The organism is Bacteroides sp. 3_1_13, from assembly GCF_001185845.1.
GTDB classification, from domain to species: domain Bacteria; phylum Bacteroidota; class Bacteroidia; order Bacteroidales; family Bacteroidaceae; genus Bacteroides; species Bacteroides xylanisolvens.
In genome coordinates this window covers 2,740,513-2,765,946 of record NZ_KQ236955.1, presented here as the reverse complement: position 1 = coordinate 2,765,946, position 25,434 = coordinate 2,740,513, and the positions used below count along the sequence as shown (strand labels likewise).

14 protein-coding genes and 2 pseudogenes are annotated in these 25,434 nt (G+C 42.3%); 6 read left to right on the top strand and 10 right to left on the bottom strand.

The features are described 5' to 3' along the window. Positions 1–4 precede the first annotated feature (4 nt). The gene (gene mobC / locus HMPREF9009_RS09905) at positions 5–2,023 is read left to right on the top strand and encodes a conjugal transfer protein MobC (protein ID WP_004291482.1); all 2,019 of its coding nucleotides are present in this window, start codon (positions 5–7) and stop codon (positions 2,021–2,023) included. Positions 2,024–2,154: 131 nt separating this feature from the next. On the opposite strand, the gene HMPREF9009_RS09900 is transcribed toward mobC, so the two are convergent. The 10 genes and pseudogenes from HMPREF9009_RS09900 to HMPREF9009_RS09855 all read right to left on the bottom strand — a co-directional run. Beyond that, positions 2,155–5,409, bottom strand: coding sequence for a P-loop NTPase fold protein (locus tag HMPREF9009_RS09900; protein ID WP_004291481.1), 3,255 nt, complete (start codon positions 5,407–5,409; stop codon positions 2,155–2,157). 16 nt (positions 5,410–5,425) lie between these two features. Next, on the bottom strand, positions 5,426–6,556 hold the full coding sequence (locus tag HMPREF9009_RS09895) for an ATP-binding protein (protein ID WP_004291480.1): 1,131 nt from the start codon (positions 6,554–6,556) through the stop codon (positions 5,426–5,428). A 301-nt stretch (positions 6,557–6,857) separates the two neighbouring features. Then, complete coding sequence (locus tag HMPREF9009_RS09890; RefSeq protein ID WP_004304269.1) at positions 6,858–7,463, bottom strand: RteC domain-containing protein; 606 nt, start codon at positions 7,461–7,463, stop codon at positions 6,858–6,860. A 238-nt stretch (positions 7,464–7,701) separates the two neighbouring features. Next, a complete protein-coding gene (locus HMPREF9009_RS09885; protein ID WP_004291474.1) occupies positions 7,702–8,124 on the bottom strand; it encodes a dihydrofolate reductase family protein in 423 nt (140 codons plus the stop codon). Positions 8,125–8,403: 279 nt separating this feature from the next. Then, positions 8,404–9,726, bottom strand: a complete 1,323-nt coding sequence (locus HMPREF9009_RS09880; RefSeq protein ID WP_004291471.1) for a sigma-54-dependent transcriptional regulator — start codon at positions 9,724–9,726, stop codon at positions 8,404–8,406. Beyond that, entirely contained in the window at positions 9,719–12,037 is a 2,319-nt protein-coding gene (locus tag HMPREF9009_RS09875; RefSeq protein WP_004291467.1) for a hybrid sensor histidine kinase/response regulator, read from the bottom strand. The genes HMPREF9009_RS09880 and HMPREF9009_RS09875 overlap by 8 nt, the downstream gene beginning before the upstream one ends. Beyond that, on the bottom strand, positions 12,037–13,962 hold the full coding sequence (gene tet(Q), locus HMPREF9009_RS09870) for a tetracycline resistance ribosomal protection protein Tet(Q) (RefSeq protein ID WP_004291466.1): 1,926 nt from the start codon (positions 13,960–13,962) through the stop codon (positions 12,037–12,039). The genes HMPREF9009_RS09875 and tet(Q) overlap by 1 nt, the downstream gene beginning before the upstream one ends. 657 nt (positions 13,963–14,619) lie before the next feature. Continuing rightward, positions 14,620–15,783 (bottom strand): annotated as a pseudogene (locus tag HMPREF9009_RS09865) (DNA methylase); the annotation flags it as partial. A gap of 103 nt (positions 15,784–15,886) precedes the next feature. Beyond that, positions 15,887–17,572: a group II intron reverse transcriptase/maturase gene (gene ltrA, locus HMPREF9009_RS09860; RefSeq protein WP_049702337.1), complete on the bottom strand. Its 1,686-nt coding sequence runs from the start codon at positions 17,570–17,572 to the stop codon at positions 15,887–15,889. Between the two features lie 677 nt (positions 17,573–18,249). Then, a pseudogene (locus tag HMPREF9009_RS09855) lies at positions 18,250–19,245 on the bottom strand (hypothetical protein); the annotation flags it as partial. 151 nt (positions 19,246–19,396) lie between these two features. On the opposite strand from HMPREF9009_RS09855, the gene HMPREF9009_RS09850 reads away from it, so the two are divergent. From HMPREF9009_RS09850 to HMPREF9009_RS09830, 5 genes are all read left to right on the top strand, one after another. Beyond that, positions 19,397–20,608, top strand: a complete 1,212-nt coding sequence (locus tag HMPREF9009_RS09850; RefSeq protein WP_049702043.1) for a tyrosine-type recombinase/integrase — start codon at positions 19,397–19,399, stop codon at positions 20,606–20,608. Next, a complete protein-coding gene (locus tag HMPREF9009_RS09845) occupies positions 20,605–21,561 on the top strand; it encodes a tyrosine-type recombinase/integrase (RefSeq protein ID WP_049702042.1) in 957 nt (318 codons plus the stop codon). Before HMPREF9009_RS09850 ends, HMPREF9009_RS09845 begins: the two co-directional genes overlap by 4 nt. Continuing rightward, positions 21,545–22,558 carry a tyrosine-type recombinase/integrase gene (locus tag HMPREF9009_RS09840; RefSeq protein ID WP_049702041.1) on the top strand — a complete coding sequence of 338 codons (1,014 nt, stop codon included), beginning with the start codon at positions 21,545–21,547 and terminating at the stop codon, positions 22,556–22,558. The genes HMPREF9009_RS09845 and HMPREF9009_RS09840 overlap by 17 nt, the downstream gene beginning before the upstream one ends. A gap of 392 nt (positions 22,559–22,950) precedes the next feature. Then, positions 22,951–24,990 (top strand): phosphotransferase, encoded by a 2,040-nt coding sequence (locus HMPREF9009_RS09835; protein WP_049702040.1) that lies wholly within the window; start codon positions 22,951–22,953, stop codon positions 24,988–24,990. Further along, the gene (locus HMPREF9009_RS09830; protein ID WP_049702039.1) at positions 24,971–25,264 is read left to right on the top strand and encodes a hypothetical protein; all 294 of its coding nucleotides are present in this window, start codon (positions 24,971–24,973) and stop codon (positions 25,262–25,264) included. The genes HMPREF9009_RS09835 and HMPREF9009_RS09830 overlap by 20 nt, the downstream gene beginning before the upstream one ends. The last annotated feature ends 170 nt before the right edge of the window (positions 25,265–25,434 follow it).

Sequence of the window (25,434 nt, the reverse complement as noted above, 5' to 3'; positions counted from 1 at the left end):
ATGTATGTCACAACAAGAAGACGATTTGAGGGCATTGGCGAAAATCATGGATTTTCTGCGTGCCGTGAGTATCATTTTAGTGGTCATGAACGTGTACTGGTTCTGCTACGAAGCCATCCGGCTGTGGGGCGTGAACATCGGCGTGGTGGACAAAATCCTTCTGAACTTCGACCGCACGGCGGGGCTGTTCCATTCCATTCTCTACACGAAGCTGTTTTCCGTCCTTTTGCTTGCCTTGTCCTGTCTGGGTACGAAGGGTGTCAAGGGTGAGAAAATCACTTGGGGGAGAATCTGGACAGCATTTGCCGTCGGGTTCGTGCTGTTTTTCCTGAACTGGTGGTTGCTGCCCCTGCCGCTGCCGCTTGAAGCGGTGACGGGACTGTATGTCCTTACCATTGGAACGGGCTATGTCTGCCTGTTGATGGGTGGTCTGTGGATGAGCCGCCTGTTGAAACACAATTTGATGGAGGATGTTTTCAACAACGAGAACGAGAGTTTCATGCAGGAAACGAGGCTTATCGAAAGCGAGTATTCGGTCAATCTGCCGACACGTTTCTATTACAGGAAACGCTGGAACAACGGTTGGATCAATGTAGTTAATCCCTTCCGTGCGTCCATCGTGTTGGGTACGCCGGGCAGCGGCAAGTCCTATGCCGTGGTAAACAATTTTATCAAGCAACAGATTGAAAAGGGCTTTAGTCAATACATCTACGATTTCAAGTATCCCGACCTATCTACTATTGCCTACAACCATTTGCTGAACCACCCGGACGGCTACAAGGTAAAGCCGAAGTTCTATGTGATCAACTTCGACGACCCGCGACGCTCTCATCGGTGCAATCCCATTCACCCGGATTTTATGGAAGATATTACGGATGCCTATGAGAGTGCCTACACAATAATGCTCAACCTCAATAAAACGTGGGTGCAAAAGCAGGGCGACTTCTTCGTGGAGTCACCTATCATTCTGTTTGCCAGTATTATCTGGTATCTCAAAATCTATCAGAACGGGAAGTTTTGCACGTTTCCCCATGCTATCGAGTTTCTGAACCGCCGTTACGAGGATATATTTCCGATACTGACCTCTTATCCGGAGCTGGAGAACTACCTTTCGCCGTTCATGGATGCGTGGCTTGGAGGGGCTGCGGAGCAGCTCATGGGTCAGATAGCGTCGGCAAAAATCCCGCTTTCGAGGATGATTTCACCGCAGCTCTACTGGGTGATGTCAGACAGCGAGTTTACGCTGGACATCAACAATCCCGAAGAGCCGAAAATCCTCTGCGTGGGTAACAATCCCGACCGTCAGAATATCTACGGTGCGGCACTCGGTCTGTATAATTCCCGTATCGTGAAGCTCATCAACAAGAAGGGGATGCTGAAGTCATCGGTCATCATCGACGAGTTGCCCACAATATACTTCAAAGGGTTGGACAATCTTATAGCTACCGCCCGAAGCAACAAGGTTGCCGTGTGTCTGGGCTTTCAGGATTTCAGCCAGTTAGTGCGTGACTACGGGGACAAAGAGGCGAAAGTGGTGATGAACACTGTCGGCAATATTTTCTCCGGTCAGGTGGTGGGGGAAACAGCCAAGACGCTCTCCGAGCGGTTCGGTAAGGTGTTGCAGAAACGGCAGTCCATCTCCATCAACCGGCAGGATGTTTCCACCTCCATCAACACGCAGATGGACGCGCTCATTCCACCGAGTAAGATTTCCGGGCTTACGCAGGGAATGTTTGTCGGTTCTGTATCCGACAACTTCAACGAGCGTATCGAGCAGAAGATTTTTCATTGCGAGATTGTGGTGGATGCCGAAAAGGTGAAACGGGAAGAAAGTGCCTACAAGAAAATTCCCGTCATTACAAACTTCACGGACGAGGACGGCAACGACCGCATGAAGGAAACGGTGCAGGCGAACTACCGGCGCATCAAGGAAGAGGTGAAGCAGATTGTGCAGGAGGAACTGGAGCGTATCAAAAACGATCCGGTGCTGTGTAAACTGCTACCAGATAATGAGACTGTCTAACAAGTCCCCAAAATTGAAAATTATCCCTATCGAAGTTTGAAGTGACCCCCAAAAGTTGGATACAATTTTTTTGGGGGGCACTTCAGTTCTGACGGGTAAAATCGTAAAATTCGGACTTGTTAGACAAATACTTACGCGGTTTCAACCTCAGGTACTGAATCTATCGAATTGACAAATTTAACCAATTGCGGATCTGAATCTTTTTGTATGAGGTTTCGGAGACTCTTTTTCAATTCATAAGCATCATCCCCTGCTGTATTTATTAAATCCATATAAAAATCTTTGTTTTGCAGAATCAATGAACGGCATGCCCCATCGGAAATTACAGGTTTCACTATTTTATCAATAACGTCTCCAGCTTGACTTTTCAAATTACCATGCGATCTAAGCCATGTTTCGAAAAATTGAAACTTTATTGCATTGATAGTCTTTTTACCGATGCAGAAATCATTTCTTATATCGGTAACTGTCGATTTAATTTTTCGTTTATCCAATCTTTCAACTATATTCTTGAAACAATTAGGGAAAGGATTCAAACTTTGAGTTCCAGAAGCAATATCCATCAGAATCTTTTTGCCAAATTCAGTCAAGTTATCTGGCAAGGATTTGATTTTAGCCAGTAAATGTTTTATTGCGACAAACCAATAATATGATGTATGTGCTGTTCTTTGGGCGTATAATGTATCAACACTTATTTCAGACAACGCTTCGAACGCTATTTTATTGATATGATCGGTCAGGACATTGCTTATTTTAGTGGTCAAATCGTAAAAAGATGCGTCAGGAATTACATCTTTAATATTGTTCTTAGTGATATACTTATCCAAATCGGTATTCCACTCTGCTAAATGCTCGATAAATACCTCATCCGTTACACCTATTCTGTTCTTAATATCTTCAAATTGGGGCAATATGTCTGAGAGCAATAATTTATAGCCAAGTTTATGATTTACCATGTATTGTAGTGTTTCATTTAATAGCGGTATATTCCATCCCACACTATTTACTAATAAGTCTCCATGATCCACATAATAGTCCATGAGTTCTGCAACATATTTTATATCTCCACCCTCTATTAAGGAAACGGAATGACCATGTGCCAATTGCATGGCGACTAAATCGTAATATCCAGACTCTTTAATGTTTCGGCCATCAGTTTCTAATTCAGAATGCAACTGATTTATGTAGGTTGAATCTAACGTTACAGGTAAAGGTCTTTCTTCGTCAGATGCCAATAAACGATAGGTTGTAAATATAGCCCCTATATTATCTTTATTTACATTCTGTTCATCAATGCAATTCGTGATCGCTTGCAAAAGCGTTGGAAACGTATAGGTAGAATTATCTTTTAACGTTTTTACAATATCTGCATGGTCGAAATTATCGGGTAGTAAGTTTGCCAAATAATTATCGAGCGCCTCCGAATTTGTTGCTACTTGATAATATTTATATGCTTTAGTTGTCGCGTTATCCCGATAGGCAGCATCTGTTGCATTTGCAGCTTGAATATAATCGATAAATGTATTTGGCTTGACTGTTTTTGCTTCAATCAATGACGTAAAATCGCACGCCAACTTATTTTGCGCAATAAACCTGTCTATTGCATCTAACGTTTTGAAATAGTCGCCGCCATTGAAGTCATTGAACCGAACTATCTTCTTATATAATTGAGCAATCACATGGTTTTGGCTTTCCGTGTCTAAATGCAACAGCAGTTCTTGGTATTCGACAGGGAACACCTGCTTCTCTATGGATTCTTTTAATTTCAATTGTGCTATTCTTTGCCATACACGCAGAATAACATCGCTCTTTCGAGTTAATTTATGCAAACAATGTATAATCTTATCGATAAGCGCATTGTCCATACATTGTATAACTTCTTCTAATACAGTGTCAAATTGTTTATTAGTCTCTGCATATTGATTTATGTCGTGGTCTTCTTCTCCGTTGATGCAGCCTTCAATATATTTTTTCAATGGAATTTGTCGAGCATCTTCAACATCGACACCATATACCAAAGCTGCAATTTCGCGTTGTGTTTGCAGATCATTGTTAATTATTGTTTGAATGCCATTCAGATAGTCGCCGGACAATATTTGTTCTACTGGATTTGCCAGAATATCCGTCTTCTTCAAACAGAACAATGCTATGTTTATCATCAAAATTTCGTTACACCACTCTTGTTTAAGAGCGACCATCTCATTGATATATGATATAATTTCCCTAACATTGGCATTAGGATTTACCAATCTGAATATCCGATTTATAGTTTCTTTCGCTTCATTTTCTGTTTCTCCAAATGCTTCAACAAACAGTTTGTTGAATATACTTCGATAGTCGGTAATAACAGGAGGAGCAACACGATAAACAATAGGGAAAGTTTTATTGATAAAATACTTGGTCAGTTGTTTCGTTTGTTCGTCGGTCTCATCTCCGAATGCACAAGCTAAATGTGTTTCATCGAAAGGAATAACAGCCCAAACATTTTCAAAACCGCTATCGGCGAAGAACGTATGGATAGAAGACCATAATTCTTTTACTTTTTCAGCGGGGAGACGATCCATGTTGTCAAAAACAAGGACTAATTTACGTTGTCCTTTTTCCTTGATAAAATCAGAAATGTCTTGCATCCATGTTTTGAACTCGTAAACCGTTGGTTCGTCTTCGCTCAAAGTCTCATAGCAAACGTCCTTTTCGACTTTATCTTGATAAATAGCTAACATATAACTCCATCCATATTTATGATCTTTGCTATATGCCCATTTCCAAACGCACAATGCAATAAGAACTGGCAGTGCAGCTATGATAATAGACAATAAAGAAAACCACCATGTTGTGGGTGTAGGTTTTACTGCATACGCAATAAATGTAAATATCGGAGTTAAAACTGCAACCAAAAATGCCGCAACCATACCATTACTGATAAGGGGATATTTTTCGGTTACGGTCTCCGTTTTACGGGCTAATAAATATTTCAGCTTTTCAGACCATGATACGGTTTTCGTACCTCCACCTTTGACTTTTATTGTTGCATTTCCAGATAGGATACCATCATCAATAAGTTTGCTTGTAAGCAATTCCAATATAGAGCGGCGTTGCAAGTCCTCTTGATGTCCCCATGCGTCATACTCAAAAAAGTAATAGTCGTCTGATAATTCACGTTCCAACATTTTAACCACGTTGGATTTTCCAGATCCCCAAATACCTTCGATGCCGATAATTCGAGGTAAAGTACATTCCTCATCCAATGAATCATTCTGACAAAAATGGCGAGCAATAGTTTTTGCCAACCTTTCTTGCGAACCTCCATCGAATTTGTCAATACCACACGGTTTATTTTGGATAAACCGCGGATATTGCTGTTTGGATTGTAGTTTTGTTTCCATATACGTAATTTATTGATTATACGAACTCCAAATAATTCTCCCGATTTACCACATGAAACTCGGCATAGGGATAGGCTTCTTGGAAGGCTTTCGGTGCGGCCGGCATTTTATTTCCCCACTTGAACTCCAAGGCGGTAAGACTGTCGGCACTCTCCTCAATCAGGTCGATTTCCTGTTTGTCGTAGGTGCGCCAGAAATAGAACTCCCTGTGCAGTCCCTCATTGAAGTTCGCTTTGCGCCGCTCTCCGATGATGTAGTTCTCCCACAGCGCACCGACATCCTGCCGAATGGCCAGCGGTGAGAAAGCCCCGATAATGGCATTGCGAATGCCGTTGTCGTAGAAGTACCACTTGCCAGCTTTTGTAACCTCCTTGCGTAGGTTACGCGAATAAGCCCCCAGACGATAGATAACGAAGACCTTTTCCAATAGGTCGAGGTATTTTTCAACGGTCGTCTTGCTCATGCCGAGTTGTTTACCTAACTCTTCGTAAGAAACTTCGCTGCCCAACTGAAAAGCTATCAATCGCAGTAGATCGCGCATCTTGCTCGAATTTTTTAAGCCGTCAATTGCTAAGATATCTTTAAGCAGGTATGCACCGACAATATCACGTAGGTAGTCTGTTTTACGTTCATAGTTCTCCATCATTACTACTTCGGGATAGGAACCGTAAATCAAGCGCGCTTCGAGGTTCTGGCGGGTTTCAAGTGCCGTTTCCGTCTGTGCGATTTCCCGTTGCGAGAATGGTGTAAGGAGAAATTGCGTACTGCGGCCGACCAACGGTTCACCAGTCTTATTCAGCAAATCGAATGACGAAGAACCACTTGCCAAGACACTTATTCCCGGTATTTCATCAACTATCAACTTCAGAATACTACCGATTTGTGGTATGTTCTGTGCCTCATCAATAGCCAGCAAATCAATACCATCCAATAAATGCCGATAATTGGCTATTGAGCGATTCTCCAATAGTGCTAATGTGTCGTAGTCTTCGCCGTTGAGCATCATCGTCCTACCTGAATAGTTGTCCACAATTTTACGCATCATTACCGTTTTACCAACACGGCGAGCACCAAAAATCAGTACTGCTTTATTGGGCGCGATTCGTGCTGTAATCTTCTCTTGAAGTATTCTATTTACTGTTTCCATACCTTATAAAATATAATGCAAAGATAATCATATTTTTTTAATTGGCGAATTTTACAAAAAAAACGGGCTATTAAATGGCGATTTTTACAACCACAATCTTATGGAAGTTGTTTCATTGTTTTTAGTAATGATATATGTTCATACTATGATGACTCAATAATTTACCAGACATACGTTTCTGAAATTTGTCCTTATAGGAATGAAAAACTCACATATATTGTGCTAATTAATATATAATTAAATGAAAATAAAAAGACAGGATACGAGTATTCCTGTCTTCTCATATGTAATGGATATTTTTTTATTTTCTCATCCGCTCCAACTCCTCATCACGCAACATTCTCTCGTTCAGTTTTTCCTGCATCCTGTCAATGAAATAGGTGCGGCTTTCGTTCTTCCGGCGTTTGATATCAGTGTAGAAGCGGTAGCAGTCTTTAGAATCAACCCCGAATATCTTATAGAGAAGTGGGGCGAGCTGTTTGAGCGGCATATTGCCGTTGTTGATGCAGCCCATCACGTCTATGCCGTAGATAAGTTCCACGAGGTCGATGGCATTGCCCGTCCATTGAAGAAGGCTGGCGGTGGTTTCTGTTGCGTTGTTGGCGGATATTAGTGGTGGCACTTGGGGCGTGGCAAGGAATTTCTGCATCTTTCTTACGAAAGACAGAGCCTTGCTGACGTAGGCGGCAATCTCTCTTTTTTCTTCTGACAGATTACGTACGGGATGGTGCTGCAACTCGATTTCGATGTAGGCAAGCGCGATGACGGTAAGGTTCATGTCCATGCCGCCGTTGCACAGTTCGATCACTTGGGTGGCGAAAGCCGTGTATGCCGTTTCCATATTGCAGTCGCCGGCTTCGTTTATCAGGCGGAAAAAGTCGGTTTCCGCCAGCAAGAAATAATTCATGGTTCTGTCAATTTTGAAAATTACACTTTGTTTTCTGCGTGCGCACATGAATATAATTGGCAAAAAACGCGGCAGAAAATAAAAAATCCAACACTCAATTTTACAAAGTGCTGGATTTCAGAGGTATAAAATTCAGTATTTTTTCACAAGGACAAATTATCTCCGACTTAAATTGTTTGTAATCGGAACATTTATTCTATTCCTGAAAATAGAAATGTATGCTTGCCGCACATTTTGGCTATCTTGCTTTTTTATCAAGGATATAGATAATGCGACATACACCGTTGGGATAGCTTTTCAAAGAGGAAAGCGTCCAGTGTTGCTCTGGCAGAGCCGACTTAAAAAAATGTCGTCCGCTTCCGGATATGAAAGGAACGGTGTATAGTATGATTTCATCCACAGCGTGCATCCGCAGCAGTCCGTTTATATAGTCTGCCGTGTCCGGTGTGGCTTCCGCGAGGTAACGGATGTTTGTGCAGTCTTTTCTCCATTCGTGCAGCATTGAAATGGAATAGTCCGGTGTCACACGGTAAAAGGCTTTCTTCCTGATTTCATCAAGACCGCAACGGTCAAGGCACAAATCCTGATGTGCTTTATCATATAACTCTGAAGAAAGACATCCGTCCATCGTCAGTACGGCGAGAATCTGAACTTTACCCATAATCGTTTCCTTTCGTTAGGCAAGGGTAAAAAAGTAGCGTGCAATTCACACTACCTTCAAGCGATGGCTCTGGTAAAGCCTTTACGGAGAGTACGTGAATGCACGCTATGCGTAAGCATAGCATAAGCATCACGCAATCGTCTCCGTAGTTCCAATTTACCAGATTTTCGCTTGAAACGCCTTGCGGTCTTATCCTATATGTTGGCGGCGAAAAGCTCCTGCCAATCGCCGTTTTTCTCAAATGTTATGCAAAGATAGCCAAATTCAGTGAATTACGGGCTATGATTGCTTGAATTTATATTTAAGTCCATACTCTTCAAGTTTGCTGTATAGTGTTGTCCTGCCTATGCCGAGCAGTTCTGCGGCGACACTCCGGTTGCCGTTTGCCTGTTTCAACGCACGCAATATCCGCTCCTTATCCTCCGCGTCATTGCGCAAGGCGAAGCTGACAGTAGAGGTCGGTTTCGTCACGGCAAGTTCCAGATGCTCTTTCATGACAACACCTTCCTGCGCCTGCAATACAGCACCCATAACTTTCTGCCGAAGTTCCCGCACGTTGCCCGGCCATGCGTGTGTCAGCAACGCTTTACGTGCTTCGGAACTGAACCCGCTCACGCTACACTCCAGCTCTCTGTTTGCCATATCACGGAAGAACTCTGCCAGCGGCATAATGTCTTCTTGACAGTCACGCAACGGAGGAACGGTTATCCCGAAGTCGTGCAGGCGGTACAGAAGATCCTGCCGAAAACGCTTTTCATTCACCGATACCTCCAAATCTTCATTGGTAGCAGCGATGATGCGGACATTGAAATTCCGGTCTGCCTTGTCTCCGACCGGGCGATACCGCCTCTCCTGTATGGCACGGAGCAACATCTGTTGGGTTTCCAACGCGAGGTTTCCTACCTCGTCCAGAAACAACGTGCCGCCTTCCGCCTCATGGAAATATCCTTTCTTGGCATTGTCCGCACCTGTAAATGCACCTTTGACGTGTCCGAAGAAAGCCGACGGTGCAAGCTCTTTGGAGAGTGAACCGCAGTCCACCGCCACAAATGGCTTGCCTGCACGTTTGCTCTTGTCATGCAACAGGTGGGCAATATGCTCCTTGCCCGTGCCGTTCTCACCAAATATCATCACGCTCATATCGGTGGCGGCTACCAGCCTTATGCGGTGCATGATTTTCTGAAAGGCGGAACCTTCACGGGCGAATATAGGCATACGGCGTTGTCCTGCCTGACGTTCTTTCAGTATGGAACGGATCAGGGGGACAAGTTTATCCTCCACAAGCTGTTTGGGAATATAGTCTATCGAGCCGAGTTTCATGCTTTCCACGGCGGTATTAACTTCGGCGTAGTCGGTCATAATGATGAAGGGCTGCATCTTTCCCTCCTTTCGCATCCAGCACAAAAGGTCTATGCCACTGCCGTCAGGCAGACGCAGGTCGGCAACCACGATATCATTATCTGTTGCCTGTTGCAGATGTTTCTTCGCGGTTGAGAGGTGGTAAGCCTTCATATTGCGGTAGCCCTCCCGTGACAGCATATTGCAGACATATTCGCAATACACGATGTTGTCTTCCACCACAATTATTTTTGTCTTATTCATCTTCGTATTTTCTCCTTTCCTCTTCTGCCAACCGTATTATTTCCACTCCCTTATCCAGCACGGCAGTCACGGCATGGCTTAACGCTTCACCATCCGGGAGAGCATCGCCACGAAGCAATCCGTAAAGTACATTCAGCGGTTGGTCGGCACGGAGCACCTCCCACGAACTGCGCAGGTGGTGGATCAGGGAATCCAGCTTTTGCAGGTCTTTTTCTTTTGCTGCATCCCGTACCGCCTGCATTTCCTTTTCTGTTTCAGTTATCAACTTTTCCAGCATGACGGCTTCATTGCCATAGGACAATAAGGCGGAAAAGTCCGGTTTCCCGTCCGGTGTCGCTTTTATGGCACACCTGTCGGAAACCTCCATCAGTTCCGATATGGAGAACGGTTTGAACAGGCATCCGGCAAAGCCTTTTGCCAATAGTTCCCCTTTGTTACAACTGCCCGAAGCGGTTGCCACAACCACCGGGATTGTTGGTGAATTGCCCACGTTGGACGAACGCAACAGTTCCAGCAATTCGAAACCGTTTATATCGGGCATATTCAAGTCTGTCAGCAACAGGCTGTATTCTTTCTGGCGTATCATTTCCATCAGTGCCGCAGCATCGGTGCAAGTGTCGCAGTGTATTCCTTCTTGGGAATACATCTCTTTCAGCATCAGAAGTAATACCTCATCATTGTCAATGGCGACAACATCATGGAATTTATTGTTATGATAAACAGGTGTATTGCTTGTATATCCAAGCTGTTCTTCAGCTTCCTGCATAGAAATTTCAACTGTGAAACGACTGCCTTTCCCTTTCTTGCTGTCTAAACGGATTGTTCCGCCAAGCATCGACACAATATTACGCATTATGGCAAGCCCAAGCCCGAAACCCTCCTTTGCGGCGGCATTTGATAGACGTTCAAACGCACCGAACGCTTGTTTCTGTTCCTCTTCTGTCATGCCTGTACCTGTATCTTCAACGACCAGTGTCAGAACTCCATTATCATATTCAGTAATCAAAGAAACACCGCCTTCTTCTGTGAACTTGACAGCGTTTGACAGCAGGTTATTCCCGATTTGTATTATTCGCTCTTTGTCGGTCAATACAATGGCATCGTGTCCAGTCTTCACGGACAAGGACAGCCCTTTGTTCACGGCAACAGGCATGAACTCCGTTTCAAGTGTGTGCGTGATTGCTGAAATCCGGCAGGGTGACAGACGGGGCTGTTCCTTGCCGTTGTCCAGGCGGAAGAAGTCAAGCAAAGTGTTAAGCATATCCCGCATACGGTCGGAGGATTGCAGTATGTTTTGGATATACTGCCCGGACTTATCCTCACACTGTTCTTTCCGTATCAGTCCGGCATAGCCTGTTATTGCTGTCAGCGGTGTGCGCAGTTCATGGGTGATAGTATGTACCGCCTTCTTCCTTGACGTTATCAGTGCCTCGTTCCGTTGTACGGATTGTTCCAGTTGCCTTATCAAATCAGTTGTCTTGTGCTTGTATTGTTTAATGCTTTTTGCATCACGATGTATGATGATGTAGGAAATTAACAACAATAGAAGAACGAATCCCATTAAACCGCCTACTTGCATAAATGACTTTTCACGCATGGCAACTATTTCGTTTTCCCGGCTTTGCAGTTCGGTTTGTACCTTTTCTTCTATTTGGCAAATCAATTCTTGCAGTTGTCTGTTAAGTTCTGCATTACGAGCTGCAAGGCTGTCGGCTTGTTCCGACAATTGGCGATCCTGCACTTTCTGTTCGCTGATTACGTTTCTATTGACCGAATGAAGGATAGTGGTTGATACTGCTGGAGTTACTTCCTTTTTTTTGCCGAATATGCCTAAGAAACCTTTTCGTTTTGGCTTTTTGGACTGTTCCTGCACACTTTTCTGTACAATAACCGGAATTTGATTGGCTATCTTCTTGTTAATAGATTGTTGTTCATCCATTAACCGGACTATCTGGAACATCTGTCGTTCCTTATCCTCTAAAAGACTGCGCACACTATCGATGCGCTCTGCTGGATAGGTGGCCTTGAAACGGCAGAGCATACTGTCCATTGCCATACGCCGTGCATGGTAATGCTCGATATCTTTATCGTTCCATTCCAGTATTGTTTCACCCAATAGAGAAAATTTTATCATTTGAATATTGATATTGTTTATTTCTTTTCGGAGCTCGTCTATTTTTTTATTGCCAAGTTCTAATGCTTCTATCTCCTGCCATTCATAGAGGCTATTATATGCCATACATCCGATAAGAATGGAGATAAGTATATATCCCAACCGTATTGCCTTATAGAAATTTCCTGACCGCTCCATTATTTTAATGACATTGATTTTTGGAACATGAATAAAAGTTTATCTTTTTCGTTCATGCGGATATTATCAGAATAACCGTCTTTTGTTATTTGATACCCACATGGCTTAACCATAAAAATGCCTAAGCCCTTAGTGTACGAACTTACTTCTGAGGCATAGTCTTTACTTGTATTTAATGGAACTTTCCCTTTAATATGACACCACTCATTATTACAACTGATGTCTTCAATCTCAGACATCAGTTTTTGCAAATCTGTAATAGCTTTGGAACTCGCTACTTGGGGTATCTGCAACTCAAAACAGAGCATCGGTTCGAGAATGTCCACACCTGACTGTTGCAAAGCCAGCCTGAAGACATAAGGGGTCAGCTGTCTGAAATCAGCAGGTGTACTTACCGGGCTATAATACTCGGCTTGAGTAAAAGTTACTTTCAGATCTGTCACTTCCCATCCATGTAAACCAGATTGGCAAGACATACGAATCCCTTCAAAAACGGCATTTTGAAAAGAATGGTTCAGATAACCATAGGAGATGTCACTTTCGATTTGCAACCCTGCCCCTAACGGTAAGGGTTCAAGAGTCAGCCCTATTGTGGCCCAGTAAGGGTTGGGTGGTACTTCGATCTGAATAATCTTATTGACCTTTTTTATAGGTCGTTCTTTGTAGATAGTCTTGATCTCATCAAAATGGACCTTTACGGAAAATCGTTCTTCCAGCAATGTCTGTATGATTTCCTTTTGGGTCAAACCATATAACGAGATTTCCAATTCATCACTATATGAGTTTATGGAAAAGGACAAAGACGGGTCTTCAATCCACAATGTATTCAGAGCGGATATCACCTTGCTTCTCTCTTCGGGCTTATTTGGCCGGACGGAGGATTTGAGAGCGGGATGCTGATGAGATAATCCTTGAATCAAACAAGGTTTAGCACCTAAATAATCTCCGATTCGAAAATCTTCTATATCTTCTACAATCGCGATATCATTGGCACCCACTTCATCAACATTTATCTCTCTGCCCTGATAAATAGTCTTTAGATTTTTAATCTTGATGAATTTTTCCGAATCGTTGATTCTTACAACGTCTCGAAGTCTCAGACTTCCGTCAATTATTTTAAGAAAACTTCTTTTATGCCCTTTGGGGTCATGCTCTATCTTATAGAGATAAGCTGAAAGTCTGTTTGAGACTGATGCCGGAGGAAGTATAAAAGAAGAAATGGCGTCCAACAACTCATTGATACCGATATTGAACATTGCTGATCCATGTAGCACCGGATAGACTTTGGCTTTTGCCACAAGAGCGATTATCGTATTCCAATAATCAGCCGGTGAAATTTCGCTATCCGCCAAATATCGTTCTAATATATCGTCGTCATGGTTGCATACAAATTCTTTGTATTCTTCCTTTATATATGTTTGGGAGCAAACCGGATAAACCGATCCATCGACAACAGTTTGCATAAACAGGACATCTTGCGACAGATTTGTTTTTATATCCATATACAAACGCTCCAAATTCACACCGGCACGGTCAATCTTATTGATAAATATAATTGTCGGGATTTGCAGCTTTTGTAAAGTACTGAACAGCAACTTTGTCTGCGCTTGTATGCCTTCCTTTGCGGATAAGATGAGGACTGCTCCATCAAGCATTTTGAATGTCCGCTCCACTTCCGCAATAAAATCCATGTGTCCCGGAGTGTCAATGATATTGCATTTCACTCCATTCCAGATAATAGATGTCGTAGAAGCCCGGACAGTAATTCCTCTACGTTTCTCTATATCCATAGAGTCCGTTATGGTGTCACCATTATCCACACGGCCGCACTTTTCCGTTGCTCCACTGGCAAACAGCAGATTCTCGGTTACGGAAGTTTTTCCTGCATCAATGTGAGCAAGAATTCCTAAATTTATAATATTCATTTGGATTAAGCAATAATATACTACAGTAGATGCATTGTCGAAACGCACCTTTTAATACCTCCTCGTAGCATATGAGAACTACAGGATTACTAACTCGTATTAATATGTATATTATTACTGCCGCATAACGATTACAAAATTACACAAAAAAATATATCTAACAAAAGTGGGAGGATTTTTTAACTTTTTACCATAGACATTTTATTAGGGAAGCGTAGGTTCAACTGGCAAGTACAAATAAGTAGAAATGTTTGAACAACACCGTTTTAGGAAGTTGAAAAATCAAGTTTCTCTCTCGGTATAGCGTTTATTTTGGCCAATATCTTCTTTAGTTTAGCATTTGTGTATTTCCCATTCGTGTTCTATTTAGCTCCTTATTATGAGTATGTAGCAAGTTACTTATCAAATTCAGCCTCTTTGAGGGTCAAATATGGTTTTGCAAATGGTGACTGACAAGACATAAACAAGGTCAGCAGGAATTTTTTACATAAATGGACATGAATGTATATAACCTAAAATAAGAATAAATTTTAATAAGGGCTGCCCAAAAAGAAAAAAATGCAGTTGCCATCCTATAGATACTTGCAGAAAGGATAAAATTTACTTTTAGACCTTTTGGGATAGCCCTTATTAATACTTCAGATAAAATTCCTTAGGTTATATTTTCAATCCTTTGGACCGGGTTTCCTCCTTGGCATACAGTCCCGGACGCCCGATTATGACATGGTTGGCAACGATACTATCCGCCGGACTGCGTATCTGCGGCGGTGCATTTTCGGGATATTGCGCCTGCCTGTTCCTCACATCTTCCGCTTCCGGCTTGAGCTGTTGCCCTTCATTCTCCTTTTCTGCGACTTCGGGCGTGGGTGGCGCAAGCTCCAGCTGAATTTTTCGGTCAAGGGCGGCAAGTTCGGACTTCAACTGCTTCAGCTCGTCCTCCTTCTTCCACACCTTACCCGCTATCTCCTGTAACTGCGGTATCTCCATCTCCAGCACCTCGTTCTTCGCCTTGTACTGGTCGATGATGGAGGGTATCCTCTCCATCGCGTTGAGGAAGTTGCGGGCGGCGGCCAACGGGTCAGCCATCGCCAGATGCCCGTTGTTGTAGGTGTACTTGTAGTTCCCCTCGACCACGAAGCGGTTGTCGGTGAACTCCAATCCCTCTTTGAGTATCCTTTCGCTCACCACCTTTATCGGAAAACCGTAAAGTTCACCGACCTGCGTGTACAACCCTCCGGTCGTGGCATTCTTGGCTATCTCCTGCAAACGCTTTCCGATGACCTTCTCATCGGCGGAATCCACTCCGTCCACCTTTATTATATTAAGGCGGTTGCCCTCCTTGTCGGTCTGCACCACCGACAGGAAGCGGTTCCAGTCCTCCGTCATGGCATCTATGAAAGCCGTGTTGTTGCGCAACTCGCCGGTCTTTGACTCCAGCTTGAACTCCGAATCACGCTTGCCCTTGTTGAACGACTTGCGTTCCCCTTCGAGCGATGCGATCCGCTTTTCCAGTTTCGCCTTGTCCAACAGGTCGGTATTGCCGGAGAGCAACGCCATGTATTCCGAGAAATTCATGCCCGATTTTTCGTCCATTGCCCCCTCGTCGATGGTACGCGCACCCATCGCACCGCTTTTGAGCTGGCTTATGAAAGTCTGCTTGCAGTGCAGGAGGTTGAACTTGTAGCTGTCCAGTGACTTCTCCACCGCGTAGATGATTACATCCACGTTGTTCCCGGCGAAATGTTTGGCAATCTCATTACCTGCCCTAACTCCGCGTCCGTCACGCTGTTGCAAGTCGGACGGTCGATCGGGTAGGTCAAGGGCATTGCTGCCCTCTTCCCCCCTAAGAACCGTACATGAGAGTTTCCCCTCATACGGCTCAAGCTTTTCTAAGCCTCTGTTTGTATGCAGAGACCGGCTCAAACTACTTCTTGTTTCCATTTGATTTGCGGGATAATTTAAAACATTCATCATGAACCAACAGATTGCATTTCTTTCCGTTTTGAACGGTTGGCATGACATTCCATGCCTTGTGCGTATCAATAGGCTCACCGCATATAGGACATTTGCGTCCTTGCTTTTCCCATAGGTACAGCAGTGACTTGCGTCCTTTTAGCGTAACAAGCATTTTCGACTTCTTTCTTTTATAGAAGTACAGACGACAGTCTGCATCAAACGGGTTCATGTCTCCTTTAATCTGCGTGTATTGCAGGAATGGAAACGATGAAGTCAGAGACAATAATGTCAATTGGTCTTCCTTTCCGTTTGGTTTCTTGAATTTTGAAGCGAAAGTCCATTTGTTCCCTCGAATGTCATGCCAATATCGGTCTTTTATCCACCGTTTCCCTTTCTTGGAATGACGGCGTTTTGCCCATTGCCATAGTGAGAGGAATATCTGATGGTCGATTCTGTGAAATGAATCACGTGTCGCTCCATGCTGATAATAACCTCCCCATCCTCGGATTTTAGAGTTCAACATTCTGATTAACGACTCCTGTCTGCAACCCTTGTTCTCCTTAATTACCTTACGGATATTCTCCATAAAGCGTTTCTCGGATTTCTTTGTCGGCTTGGTCAATATGTCCTTGCCGTATTTGCGGATATTAAAGCCAAGAAAATCAAAACCGTCATGCACGTTGGTTATCACCGTCTTTTCCTCTGATAAGGTCAGACCTCTTTCAGACATAAATTCAGCAACCAATGGCTTGATTTCATTTTCAAGAGTTTCCTTGTTCTCGCAAGTGATGATAAAATCATCCGCATAACGTACAAGGTTCACCATTGGTGAATACAACTTACCATTAACATGATGGCGCTTATATCTATCTGCAAGAGCTTTCTGCAATCCGTCCAAAGTCATATTGGCAAGTGTCGGAGAAATTATACCACCTTGCGGTGTTCCTTCCTCGGTCGGGAACATTTGCTTGTTGAAAACATAGCCACATTTCAACCATTTTCGGAGTATTGCCTTATCCATTGGGATATTGGCAAGTAACCACTCATGGCTGATATGGTCAAAACACCCTTTTATGTCACCCTCCAAAATCCATTCGGGAGAATATCCCTTTCGGAGAATGTTATGACATTGCTGTATTGCATCCATACAGCAGCGTTCCTTGCGGAAACCGTATGAACGAGTATCAGCTGTAGTTTCTGATACAGGCTCCAATGCCATAAGATAGAGTGCTTGCATGGCTCTGTCTTTCATTGTCGGTATTCCCAACGGTCGCAGTTTGCCGTTGCTCTTCTTGATATGAACTCTTCTCAGCGGCATTGGCTGGTAGCCTCTGCGTTTGAGTTGGGTTATTGCTTGCATTTTAGCTTTAGGGGTATCCCATATTTCTTTGTCAACCCCAGGAGTACAACCACCCCCGTTAGAAGTAACCCTCTTTACGGCTAAGGCTTTTGCGTAAAAAGAGTGGGTAAGCGTCCATTGCAAGGCTTTCACCTTGTTATGTCTGCCTTCCTTCTGAGCCTTTACAATACGAGCTTGAAGCTTCTTAACAGCTTGCTCCGCCTTAGTCCAGTCTATTCTGTCCCAATTTGATTGCAGGTTGTCAGTCGGCGCACACGATTGGTCGAGGAGATTTTCTTTGATTTTATCGTTCATTTGCATTCCTACTTTAAAAAGTTCTAAAAGTTTATTGTAAAGAATTACCATTTGGCTAATGTTGGGTATTTGCCTCCCAAACATTACCACAGAAGTCTGCCCACTTTCGTGGTAGGTTGATGTTGTCCCTTGTCAACTCGTGATAAGTGGCTCAAACCCTATCCGTCCCATTACAGAACGGCATTCGCTTTCTCTGTTATCTTATACCTGCACATCATTCAGCATCCATTACTTTCAGCTTACCTGTCTTTTGTCTGACAGGAGATGTACAGGCTTACCATGTTCCACATAGATTACTAACGGATAGGTTAGGTTCTGTCTCATCCTCCGACGGTCTTTACATCCGTGTAATCCTACCATGGAGAGGATTATCTGACCGCATCCCATTTTGGGTAGAGTGTATCAGTATCTTGCACTCTTTTACGACATTACGAAGTTTACTAACAGTTCGCTTACGCTAACCATACTATCCAGCCTCGCCACTCTACGGTATGATACTAACCATACTTGACTTCCCCTCACGGTTCTGTCTTGTCTTGTGAAAGTGTACTTTGTCCCGACCGCTTAATACAACATTAAGGTGCATCGGTCGGTAGGCTACCGCTGACGGAACAGCGGGTTAAAACTGATACTTAAAGTATCATTCCAACAATTATCTATGCGACTTCATGTCGCACCCACGGCGTATCGAGATGATGGATAGCCACACACCGTTTCTGGGCGTTCACACCCGTTCCGAGCATAGAGGTAGAGCCGAACAGCACACGCACCGTCCCGGCGTTCATGGCGTCTATCACCGCCTTCCGCGCCTTGTCGGTCTTGCACTCCTGAATGAAGCGCACCTCGCTTGGCGGTATACCGTAGTCCTCCGTCAGTTTGCGCTTGATTTCCGAATAGACGTTCCACCCGTCGCCCGGCTGGTATGTCCCCAAATCAGAGAAAACGAACTGCGTGCCTTTCTGGGCGTCGTATTTTTGATAATACTCCGCGATCATCTTGGCACAGTGACTCGCTTTGTTGTCGGGATGATCTTCGTAATTCGGGTCTATCATGCGCATGTCGAGTGCCATTTTCCGGGCATAGTCCGTGGCGATGAGCATCTTCGCCTTTTCTTCCGTTTCCGAAAGCGGCAGCCTGCCCAACAAGGTGGCATCGCCCGTCTTGGCGAACTGCATCAGTTTCTGTATGAAGTCCTCCTGTTCCGGCGTGGGCGGTATATGGTGCAGTATCTCGTTCTTGGCAGGACGGTCAACGCCCACATCCTCCGCCGTGCGGTAGTCCGTGATTTCATTATAGAAGGCGGCAAGCTCCGGCACTTTGATGAAGTAGCGGAAACGCTCCTTCTGGACCACATTGTTCGTCACGTTAAATTCAAAATCCGTCGTCTTCTTGGCAAATATCGCCGCCCAAGCGTCGAAACACCTTATGTCCTGCCGTTCCAGCTCCTTCGGGCGCAGGTACTTGAACAGCAGGTACAATTCAGTCAGTGAGTTGCTGATAGTCGTGCCGGAGAGGAAGGTCGCACCCAAGTCTTTTCCTGTGCGCTCCTGTATGGTGCGTATGGCAAAGAGCATGTTAAGTGCCTTCTGGCTTCCCTCGCTGTTTCCCAATCCCGCCACACGGTCGTGGCGCGTGTTGAAAGTCAGATTCTTGAACTGGTGGCTCAAATCCAAAATTTCGGATTTATCGCATTATCAGAACTTTTTTAACTCTCCTATTTTATATCTAATAATATTAATAATCAGAAACTTTGCCAAACAATAGGTTATGATTATTCTTGCATCTATAACTAAGAATAACAAACTATTAAAATGATATTCAATTATGGATGTATTACATTTAAACGAGCAGCTCCCATGCCTGCTAACCTACTTGCAAAATGCCGGATATTCATCTATGTATATAGATTATGTGAGTAAATTTGGTAAATGGTTGTCTGATAATTTTAAACAATACCAGTGGGAAAATTATGCCGATGTGGAATGTACATTGGCGGATTTGTGGTCTAACAAGTACACACTTAGGAATAAAGTCCGTTTATTGCGTGTAATCCGGCAGTATGCGGAAGAGGGTATATTTCCGGATGGACATAAACATTACCACAAGCCGTACCACTATGACTTGCTCAACAAAGAATATAGGAAAGTCGTAGATATTGTCAGCGCTTCTATCGACCAGCAGAAAAGGTTCTTTCGAAGTGTGAGGTCTGCACTTTGTTCCTTCTTTTTTGATTTACAAAGGTATGGAATGGCTACTCTTGCATCAATAACTGAAGATGCTATACTGCATGTATTCTCTCCAGAAGAGATGCCAATGAAAGGACATTCTTTCAAATACAATGTAGAATATGGCTTGAAGGCATGTGTACCGTATTATGGAGAAGCTGTCGGACGGATAATCTCATACTTGCCCTCCATACCAAACAAACGAAAAAACATTCAATATCTCACGAAACAAGAACTGAACGCTATCAAGCATACACTGGAATATGACGACACTGTTTCATTACAAGATAAAGCTATTATAACAATTGCCATGTACACTGGGTTGCGTGGTTGTGATATATCTGGGCTGACTTTCGACAGTTTCGATTGGCAACATGACCTAATAAAAATTACACAGTCAAAAACCGGTAATCAGTTAATACTGCCTCTTCGTGCTGTGGTTGGAAATGCTATTTTTGACTACTTACAGAAAGAGCGGCCGATATGTCCGGATCCATACATTTTCCTTACAGTAAATGCGCCATACCGAAGACTACACACAAGTAATCTCGATGCAATATGCTCAAAACTCATGTACAAGGCTGGAATAAGGTTACAATCCAAGGAAAGAAAGAGCATACATTTATTCCGCCACCACGTTGCAACAGCCCTGCTACAGTCAGGTGTACAACAACCTGTCATAAGTGCTGCTCTCGGACATTCATCGCCAGAATCCCTTGATCATTATCTCAGTGCGGAATTCAAACGCCTGAAAGAGTGTTCACTAAGTATAAAGGGATTCCCTATGAGAAAGGAGGTGTTTGATAAATGAGAGCACAATCATACCTTTCTCCAATAATAGACGGATACATAAAATACCGTAAAGCATCCGGACGTGACAGTTACAGCTACATTAAGAATGTGATTCTGTTCGAACATTTTTGTACAAGAGAATATCCGGCACAAGCAGAACTTACACAAGAAATGGCTGATAAATGGTGCAGACAAAGGGTATCAGAGAGTACCAATTCTTGTGTGTCAAGAATTTATCCCATACTCAATTTCATCAAGTACATGAAAAAACGTGGTTTGACGAACATTGATTTACCACAAGTCCCGAAGTCAGTTCCACGAACCTATATACCACATGCTTTCACACGTCAAGAATTGGAACGCTTTTTTAATGCCTGTGACAACATAAAACCGAGACGCGGTACGCTTTCTGTCATTCAACGTATAATCCTGCCTGTATTTTTCCGTCTGTTATACAGTTCCGGAATGAGAACGACAGAAGCAATTTTATTGGAACGGGAAGATGTAAATTTTGAAAACGGAGTAATTTCCATCAAGAGGGGTAAAGGGTATGACCAGCATTTTGTTGTCCTTCATGATACAATGTTGGCACTGATGCGCATCTATGACAGAAAGATTTCCGAATTGATCCCCAACCGCAGAATCTTTTTCCCAACGCCAGATGACAAACCGCACAATCCTGCTTGGGTAACATATCACTTTCGGGTGTTGTGGCAAGGTTGCAATAAACTTCATGCCACACCGTATGAGTTAAGACACAACTATGCCATTGAGAATATAAACAGTTGGATCCACCAAGGATTTGCCATTCACGACAAGTTGCTTGCTTTAAGCAAAAGCATGGGACATAAGCAGATAGAGAGTACTTTGGCTTATTATTCTTTGACACCTGCAATCTCAGACATCATGGAGTTCGATGATATAGAAATGTACGAATCGTTAATACAAGGAACAGATGAAGAAAAAGATTAATCCGCAAGCGGTACAGATAACCTGTTATCTACATGACTGGCTCGAATACTATGTACCTTCAATAAAGGCATGTAGTCCTCACACAAAAAGAAACTACAAGGTTTCCATGACACTCTATACTGAATTTCTTAGAAATGTGAAAGGTGTTTTGCCAGAAACATTGAATGCGGAGTGTTTTCGTAAAGAATACATCATGGAATGGATTATCTGGATGAAAAACAATAGAGGCTGTACTCCTACAACATGCAATGTGAGACTGTCCGCTTTGCGTGCCTTCTTAAAATACATAGCGGACAGAGATGTGACTTATATGGCTCTATTTCTACAAGCAGAGAATGTACCGAATGAAAAGACTACCAAAAAGAAAGTTGCCGGACTTAGCAAGCAAGCAGTCAATGCCCTGTTGTCCGCACCTGATCAAAGAACGGCAACAGGTTTTCGAGACTTTACATTGATGTTGCTTTTGTACTCTACAGCTGTACGCATTAATGAACTTCTTACTCTGAAAATTAGTAATATTGTCATGAATTGTGCCAAACCTCACATGATTGTCATAGGAAAAGGGAGAAAAAAACGGCCTCTTCCTCTTTTATCCAAGCCGGTGCAATGCCTAAAAAAGTACCTCAAGAAATACCATCCAAAGCATGATGATATGGATGCATTGATCTTTTATTCAAAAAGTAAAGGGTTATACATTCCGATGTCTGCCGAAAATGTGAATAAAATGCTGAAAAAATATGCCTCAATAGCTCATAAAACTTGTGAAGATGTACCGTTGGATTTACATGCTCATCAATTCAGGCATGCCAAGGCTTCACATTGGCTCGAAAACGGAATGAACATAGCTCAAATTTCATATTTGCTTGGACACGAATGTATTCAAACCACAATGGTATATCTTGACATAACTACAGAACAAGAAGAAAAAGCTTTGGAAACTCTTGAAAATGAGAATCAAAGAAATATCGCAAAGAAGTGGAAAAACGGGGGGATATGAGTCTTAAAATATCTTTAACGTAAGTTTGATGAATTCAAACCAAAGCCATGCATCAATATACGAAGGATATTGATGCATGGCTTCTTTGGGAAAACAGCAATATGTAGTCATGATCCCAGTATGTTTACAATGAAGTTATTAAAGTTGTAGCGCTTTGAATATTCTACCTGTTCGATGCCCCTGAATATCCTTTCGAGAAATAAATGAAGTATGTGTTTACAAGCCCTTTCAAGATAGAAATATTTTAAGCATCATTTAGCGTATATTTTGCCATCATTACATCAAAATTTACATAAAATCATCTGTCATACAAAATAATTCAGTAAATTTGAAACCAAAACTCCACTTGACCTGTGGGATTTTGAAATAGGTATAACAATGATTAAAAAAATATGAAAAGATGTGACCTGCATATTCATACAGTACCTTCTGTATCAGATAGAGCGTTTACGTACGATAAGGACATTTTGTTGGATTATGTTGCAAAGACAGAATTGGATGTAATTGCTATCACAAATCACAACTTGTTTGACTACGCACAGTTCCAAGAAATAAAGGATGCATTGACTCAAATAGTCGTCTTACCCGGTATTGAAGTAGATTTGGAGAATGGGCATATTCTTGTCATAGCGAATAACGATGACGGGACGCTGTTTGATTTTAATGCAAAATGTGAAGAAGTAAAAAATCTAATAAAAACTAAGGATGATGATATTCCTTATGATACATTCATTAGAATATTTGGTGACTTGAGTAAATATTTACTTATACCACATTATGAAAAAGAACCAAAACTTCATAAAGATACCATCGAAAAATTGGGAAGAAACATAATAGCAGGTGAAGTGTCAAGCGTCAAGAAGTTTATTTATATGGAGAAGGAGGATACAGAGCTTACACCTGTCTATTTCAGTGACTTTAGAATAGAAAAAGGTGTTACACCAGATAAATATCCTGTCAGCCATACATTTTTTGATATTGATCAGGTGAATGTCAATACACTGAAACTCTGCCTAATGGATAAGACAAAGGTTTCACTGACCTCAGAAAAAGGAATTAAACTTTTTCAGATATTCCCGAATGGACAGATGTTGTCAACGGGGCTTAATATTATGTTTGGGAAACGTTCTACAGGAAAAACTCATACCTTGAATGCTATTGCCAGCCGTTTTGAAGGAAGGGCAAAATACATTAAACAATTTGAACTGCTCAATACCAGTAGGAATGATTCTGAACAGTTTGAAAATGATTTAAAAGTAAGACAAGAAAATTCTGCAGAGGATTACTTGCGCGAGTTTGGCATTATAGTAACAGATATATTGAAAACTTGTTCAGCAGATGAGGATGAGATGAAGTTGCAGAAGTACCTTGAAGCGGTTATGTCTTCAGCGCAGCAGAGCGATGTAAACGATGTTTTCTCAAAGTCAAAACTGTTTAATGAAAGCGATTTCAAAGAGCTTAGTTATGATGAGATTAAAAAACTTATCAATGCGACACTGACTTTATTAGAATCACAGCTTTACAAATCGCTTGTCAATAGACATTTGCCCGAAGCTTCACTGAAGTCACTCTTGAAAGAGTTGATAGAACAATGCCGGAAGGATAACGTTGCCAACTTGTACTTCAAAGAAGTTAATAACATAATCAAGATGGTAAAGGAGTCGTTACAATTGAAATCTGCTGCACCTCGTATTCCAAATATAGATTTATACCAGTACTTCATCAATAAGAAAAAGCGTGAAATTTTTGCCCAAGTAGCTATAGCAATAAAGAAAAGCAGAACTATTAGTACAGAAAAGGCCGGACATTTTACAATCAGTGTGTCCGCACGCCCATTTGCGAATGCCACAGATTTGAAAACTGTCGGATTAAAACAGGTGTCACTTACCAACGCATTTGCGAAGTATGGAAACCCTGTTCAGTATTTAGATGAATTGAAAGCGGCAGGTGTTGAGAGTGACCGTATTTATAAGTTGTTTGCAGCCATAGATTACAGGATACTTAATTCTTCAGGCTTGCCCGTGTCCGGTGGAGAACGTTCGGAATTTAACTTCTTGCAGAAAATTAAAGATGCTATTCTATGTGACATTCTCATTATTGATGAGCCAGAGTCTTCGTTTGATAATCTCTTTTTGAAGAACGAGGTAAATAAGTTTATCAAGGAGATGGCAGAGAATATGCCAGTGATTATTTCTACGCATAATAACACAATAGGGGGTTCTATAAAGCCTGATTACATTCTTTATACGGAAAAGAAGATGGAGGCAAATGGAACTCATTTCAACATTTATAGCGGCTATCCAACTGCCAAAGCCTTAAGGGATGTTAAAGGTAATACAATTGAGAACTACAAAATCACGTTGAACAGTTTAGAAGCTGGTGAACATGCATATTCAGAAAGGAAAGACATTTATGAAACACTTAAAAATTGAAGATCGGAAAGCCTATTTTACGAGAGGCGAAAACTGGATGGTTGTAACAGATATGACCAAGGAAGATTTATTGAATCTTGCTCATGCGGCTATAGAAGAAGAGGATTTTGAAACAGATGCATATGATGAAGCATTGCTCCCAAATCCGGCACACAAGATTATTTATCAGCAGATTAATGGCCAATTGATGGAATTACATAATCGAAGAGCGGCTTTTCAAGAAGAAGTGAGGAATATATATAAAGACGCATATAATAAGTATTGTATAGAATAATCTTTGTAATTTAATACTACAAAGTAAGATAGATTTTACTTATTACAATCTTTTTAGATATTTATAATTCGTCGAACTCATGTTGTTTTTTAGGATTGTGTAAATGATAATATGGGCACTATACTTGTAAGTGTGGTGCCTCTTTTCTTACAAAACTATCCATAAATAAT

Bases quoted from the DNA above. Each gene is read 5' to 3' on its own strand.
- ltrA (WP_049702337.1), bottom strand. From the start codon at position 17,572: ATGAACGATAAAATCAAAGAAAATCTCCTCGACCAATCGTGTGCGCCG.
- HMPREF9009_RS09880 (WP_004291471.1), bottom strand. From the start codon at position 9,726: ATGAATAAGACAAAAATAATTGTGGTGGAAGACAACATCGTGTATTGC.
- HMPREF9009_RS09895 (WP_004291480.1), bottom strand. From the start codon at position 6,556: ATGGAAACAGTAAATAGAATACTTCAAGAGAAGATTACAGCACGAATC.
- HMPREF9009_RS09875 (WP_004291467.1), bottom strand. From the start codon at position 12,037: ATGGAGCGGTCAGGAAATTTCTATAAGGCAATACGGTTGGGATATATA.
- HMPREF9009_RS09830 (WP_049702039.1), top strand. From the start codon at position 24,971: ATGAAACACTTAAAAATTGAAGATCGGAAAGCCTATTTTACGAGAGGC.
- mobC (WP_004291482.1), top strand. From the start codon at position 5: ATGTCACAACAAGAAGACGATTTGAGGGCATTGGCGAAAATCATGGAT.
- HMPREF9009_RS09840 (WP_049702041.1), top strand. From the start codon at position 21,545: ATGAAGAAAAAGATTAATCCGCAAGCGGTACAGATAACCTGTTATCTA.
- HMPREF9009_RS09885 (WP_004291474.1), bottom strand. From the start codon at position 8,124: ATGGGTAAAGTTCAGATTCTCGCCGTACTGACGATGGACGGATGTCTT.
- HMPREF9009_RS09835 (WP_049702040.1), top strand. From the start codon at position 22,951: ATGAAAAGATGTGACCTGCATATTCATACAGTACCTTCTGTATCAGAT.
- HMPREF9009_RS09900 (WP_004291481.1), bottom strand. From the start codon at position 5,409: ATGGAAACAAAACTACAATCCAAACAGCAATATCCGCGGTTTATCCAA.
- HMPREF9009_RS09850 (WP_049702043.1), top strand. From the start codon at position 19,397: ATGGATGTATTACATTTAAACGAGCAGCTCCCATGCCTGCTAACCTAC.
- HMPREF9009_RS09890 (WP_004304269.1), bottom strand. From the start codon at position 7,463: ATGAATTATTTCTTGCTGGCGGAAACCGACTTTTTCCGCCTGATAAAC.
- HMPREF9009_RS09845 (WP_049702042.1), top strand. From the start codon at position 20,605: ATGAGAGCACAATCATACCTTTCTCCAATAATAGACGGATACATAAAA.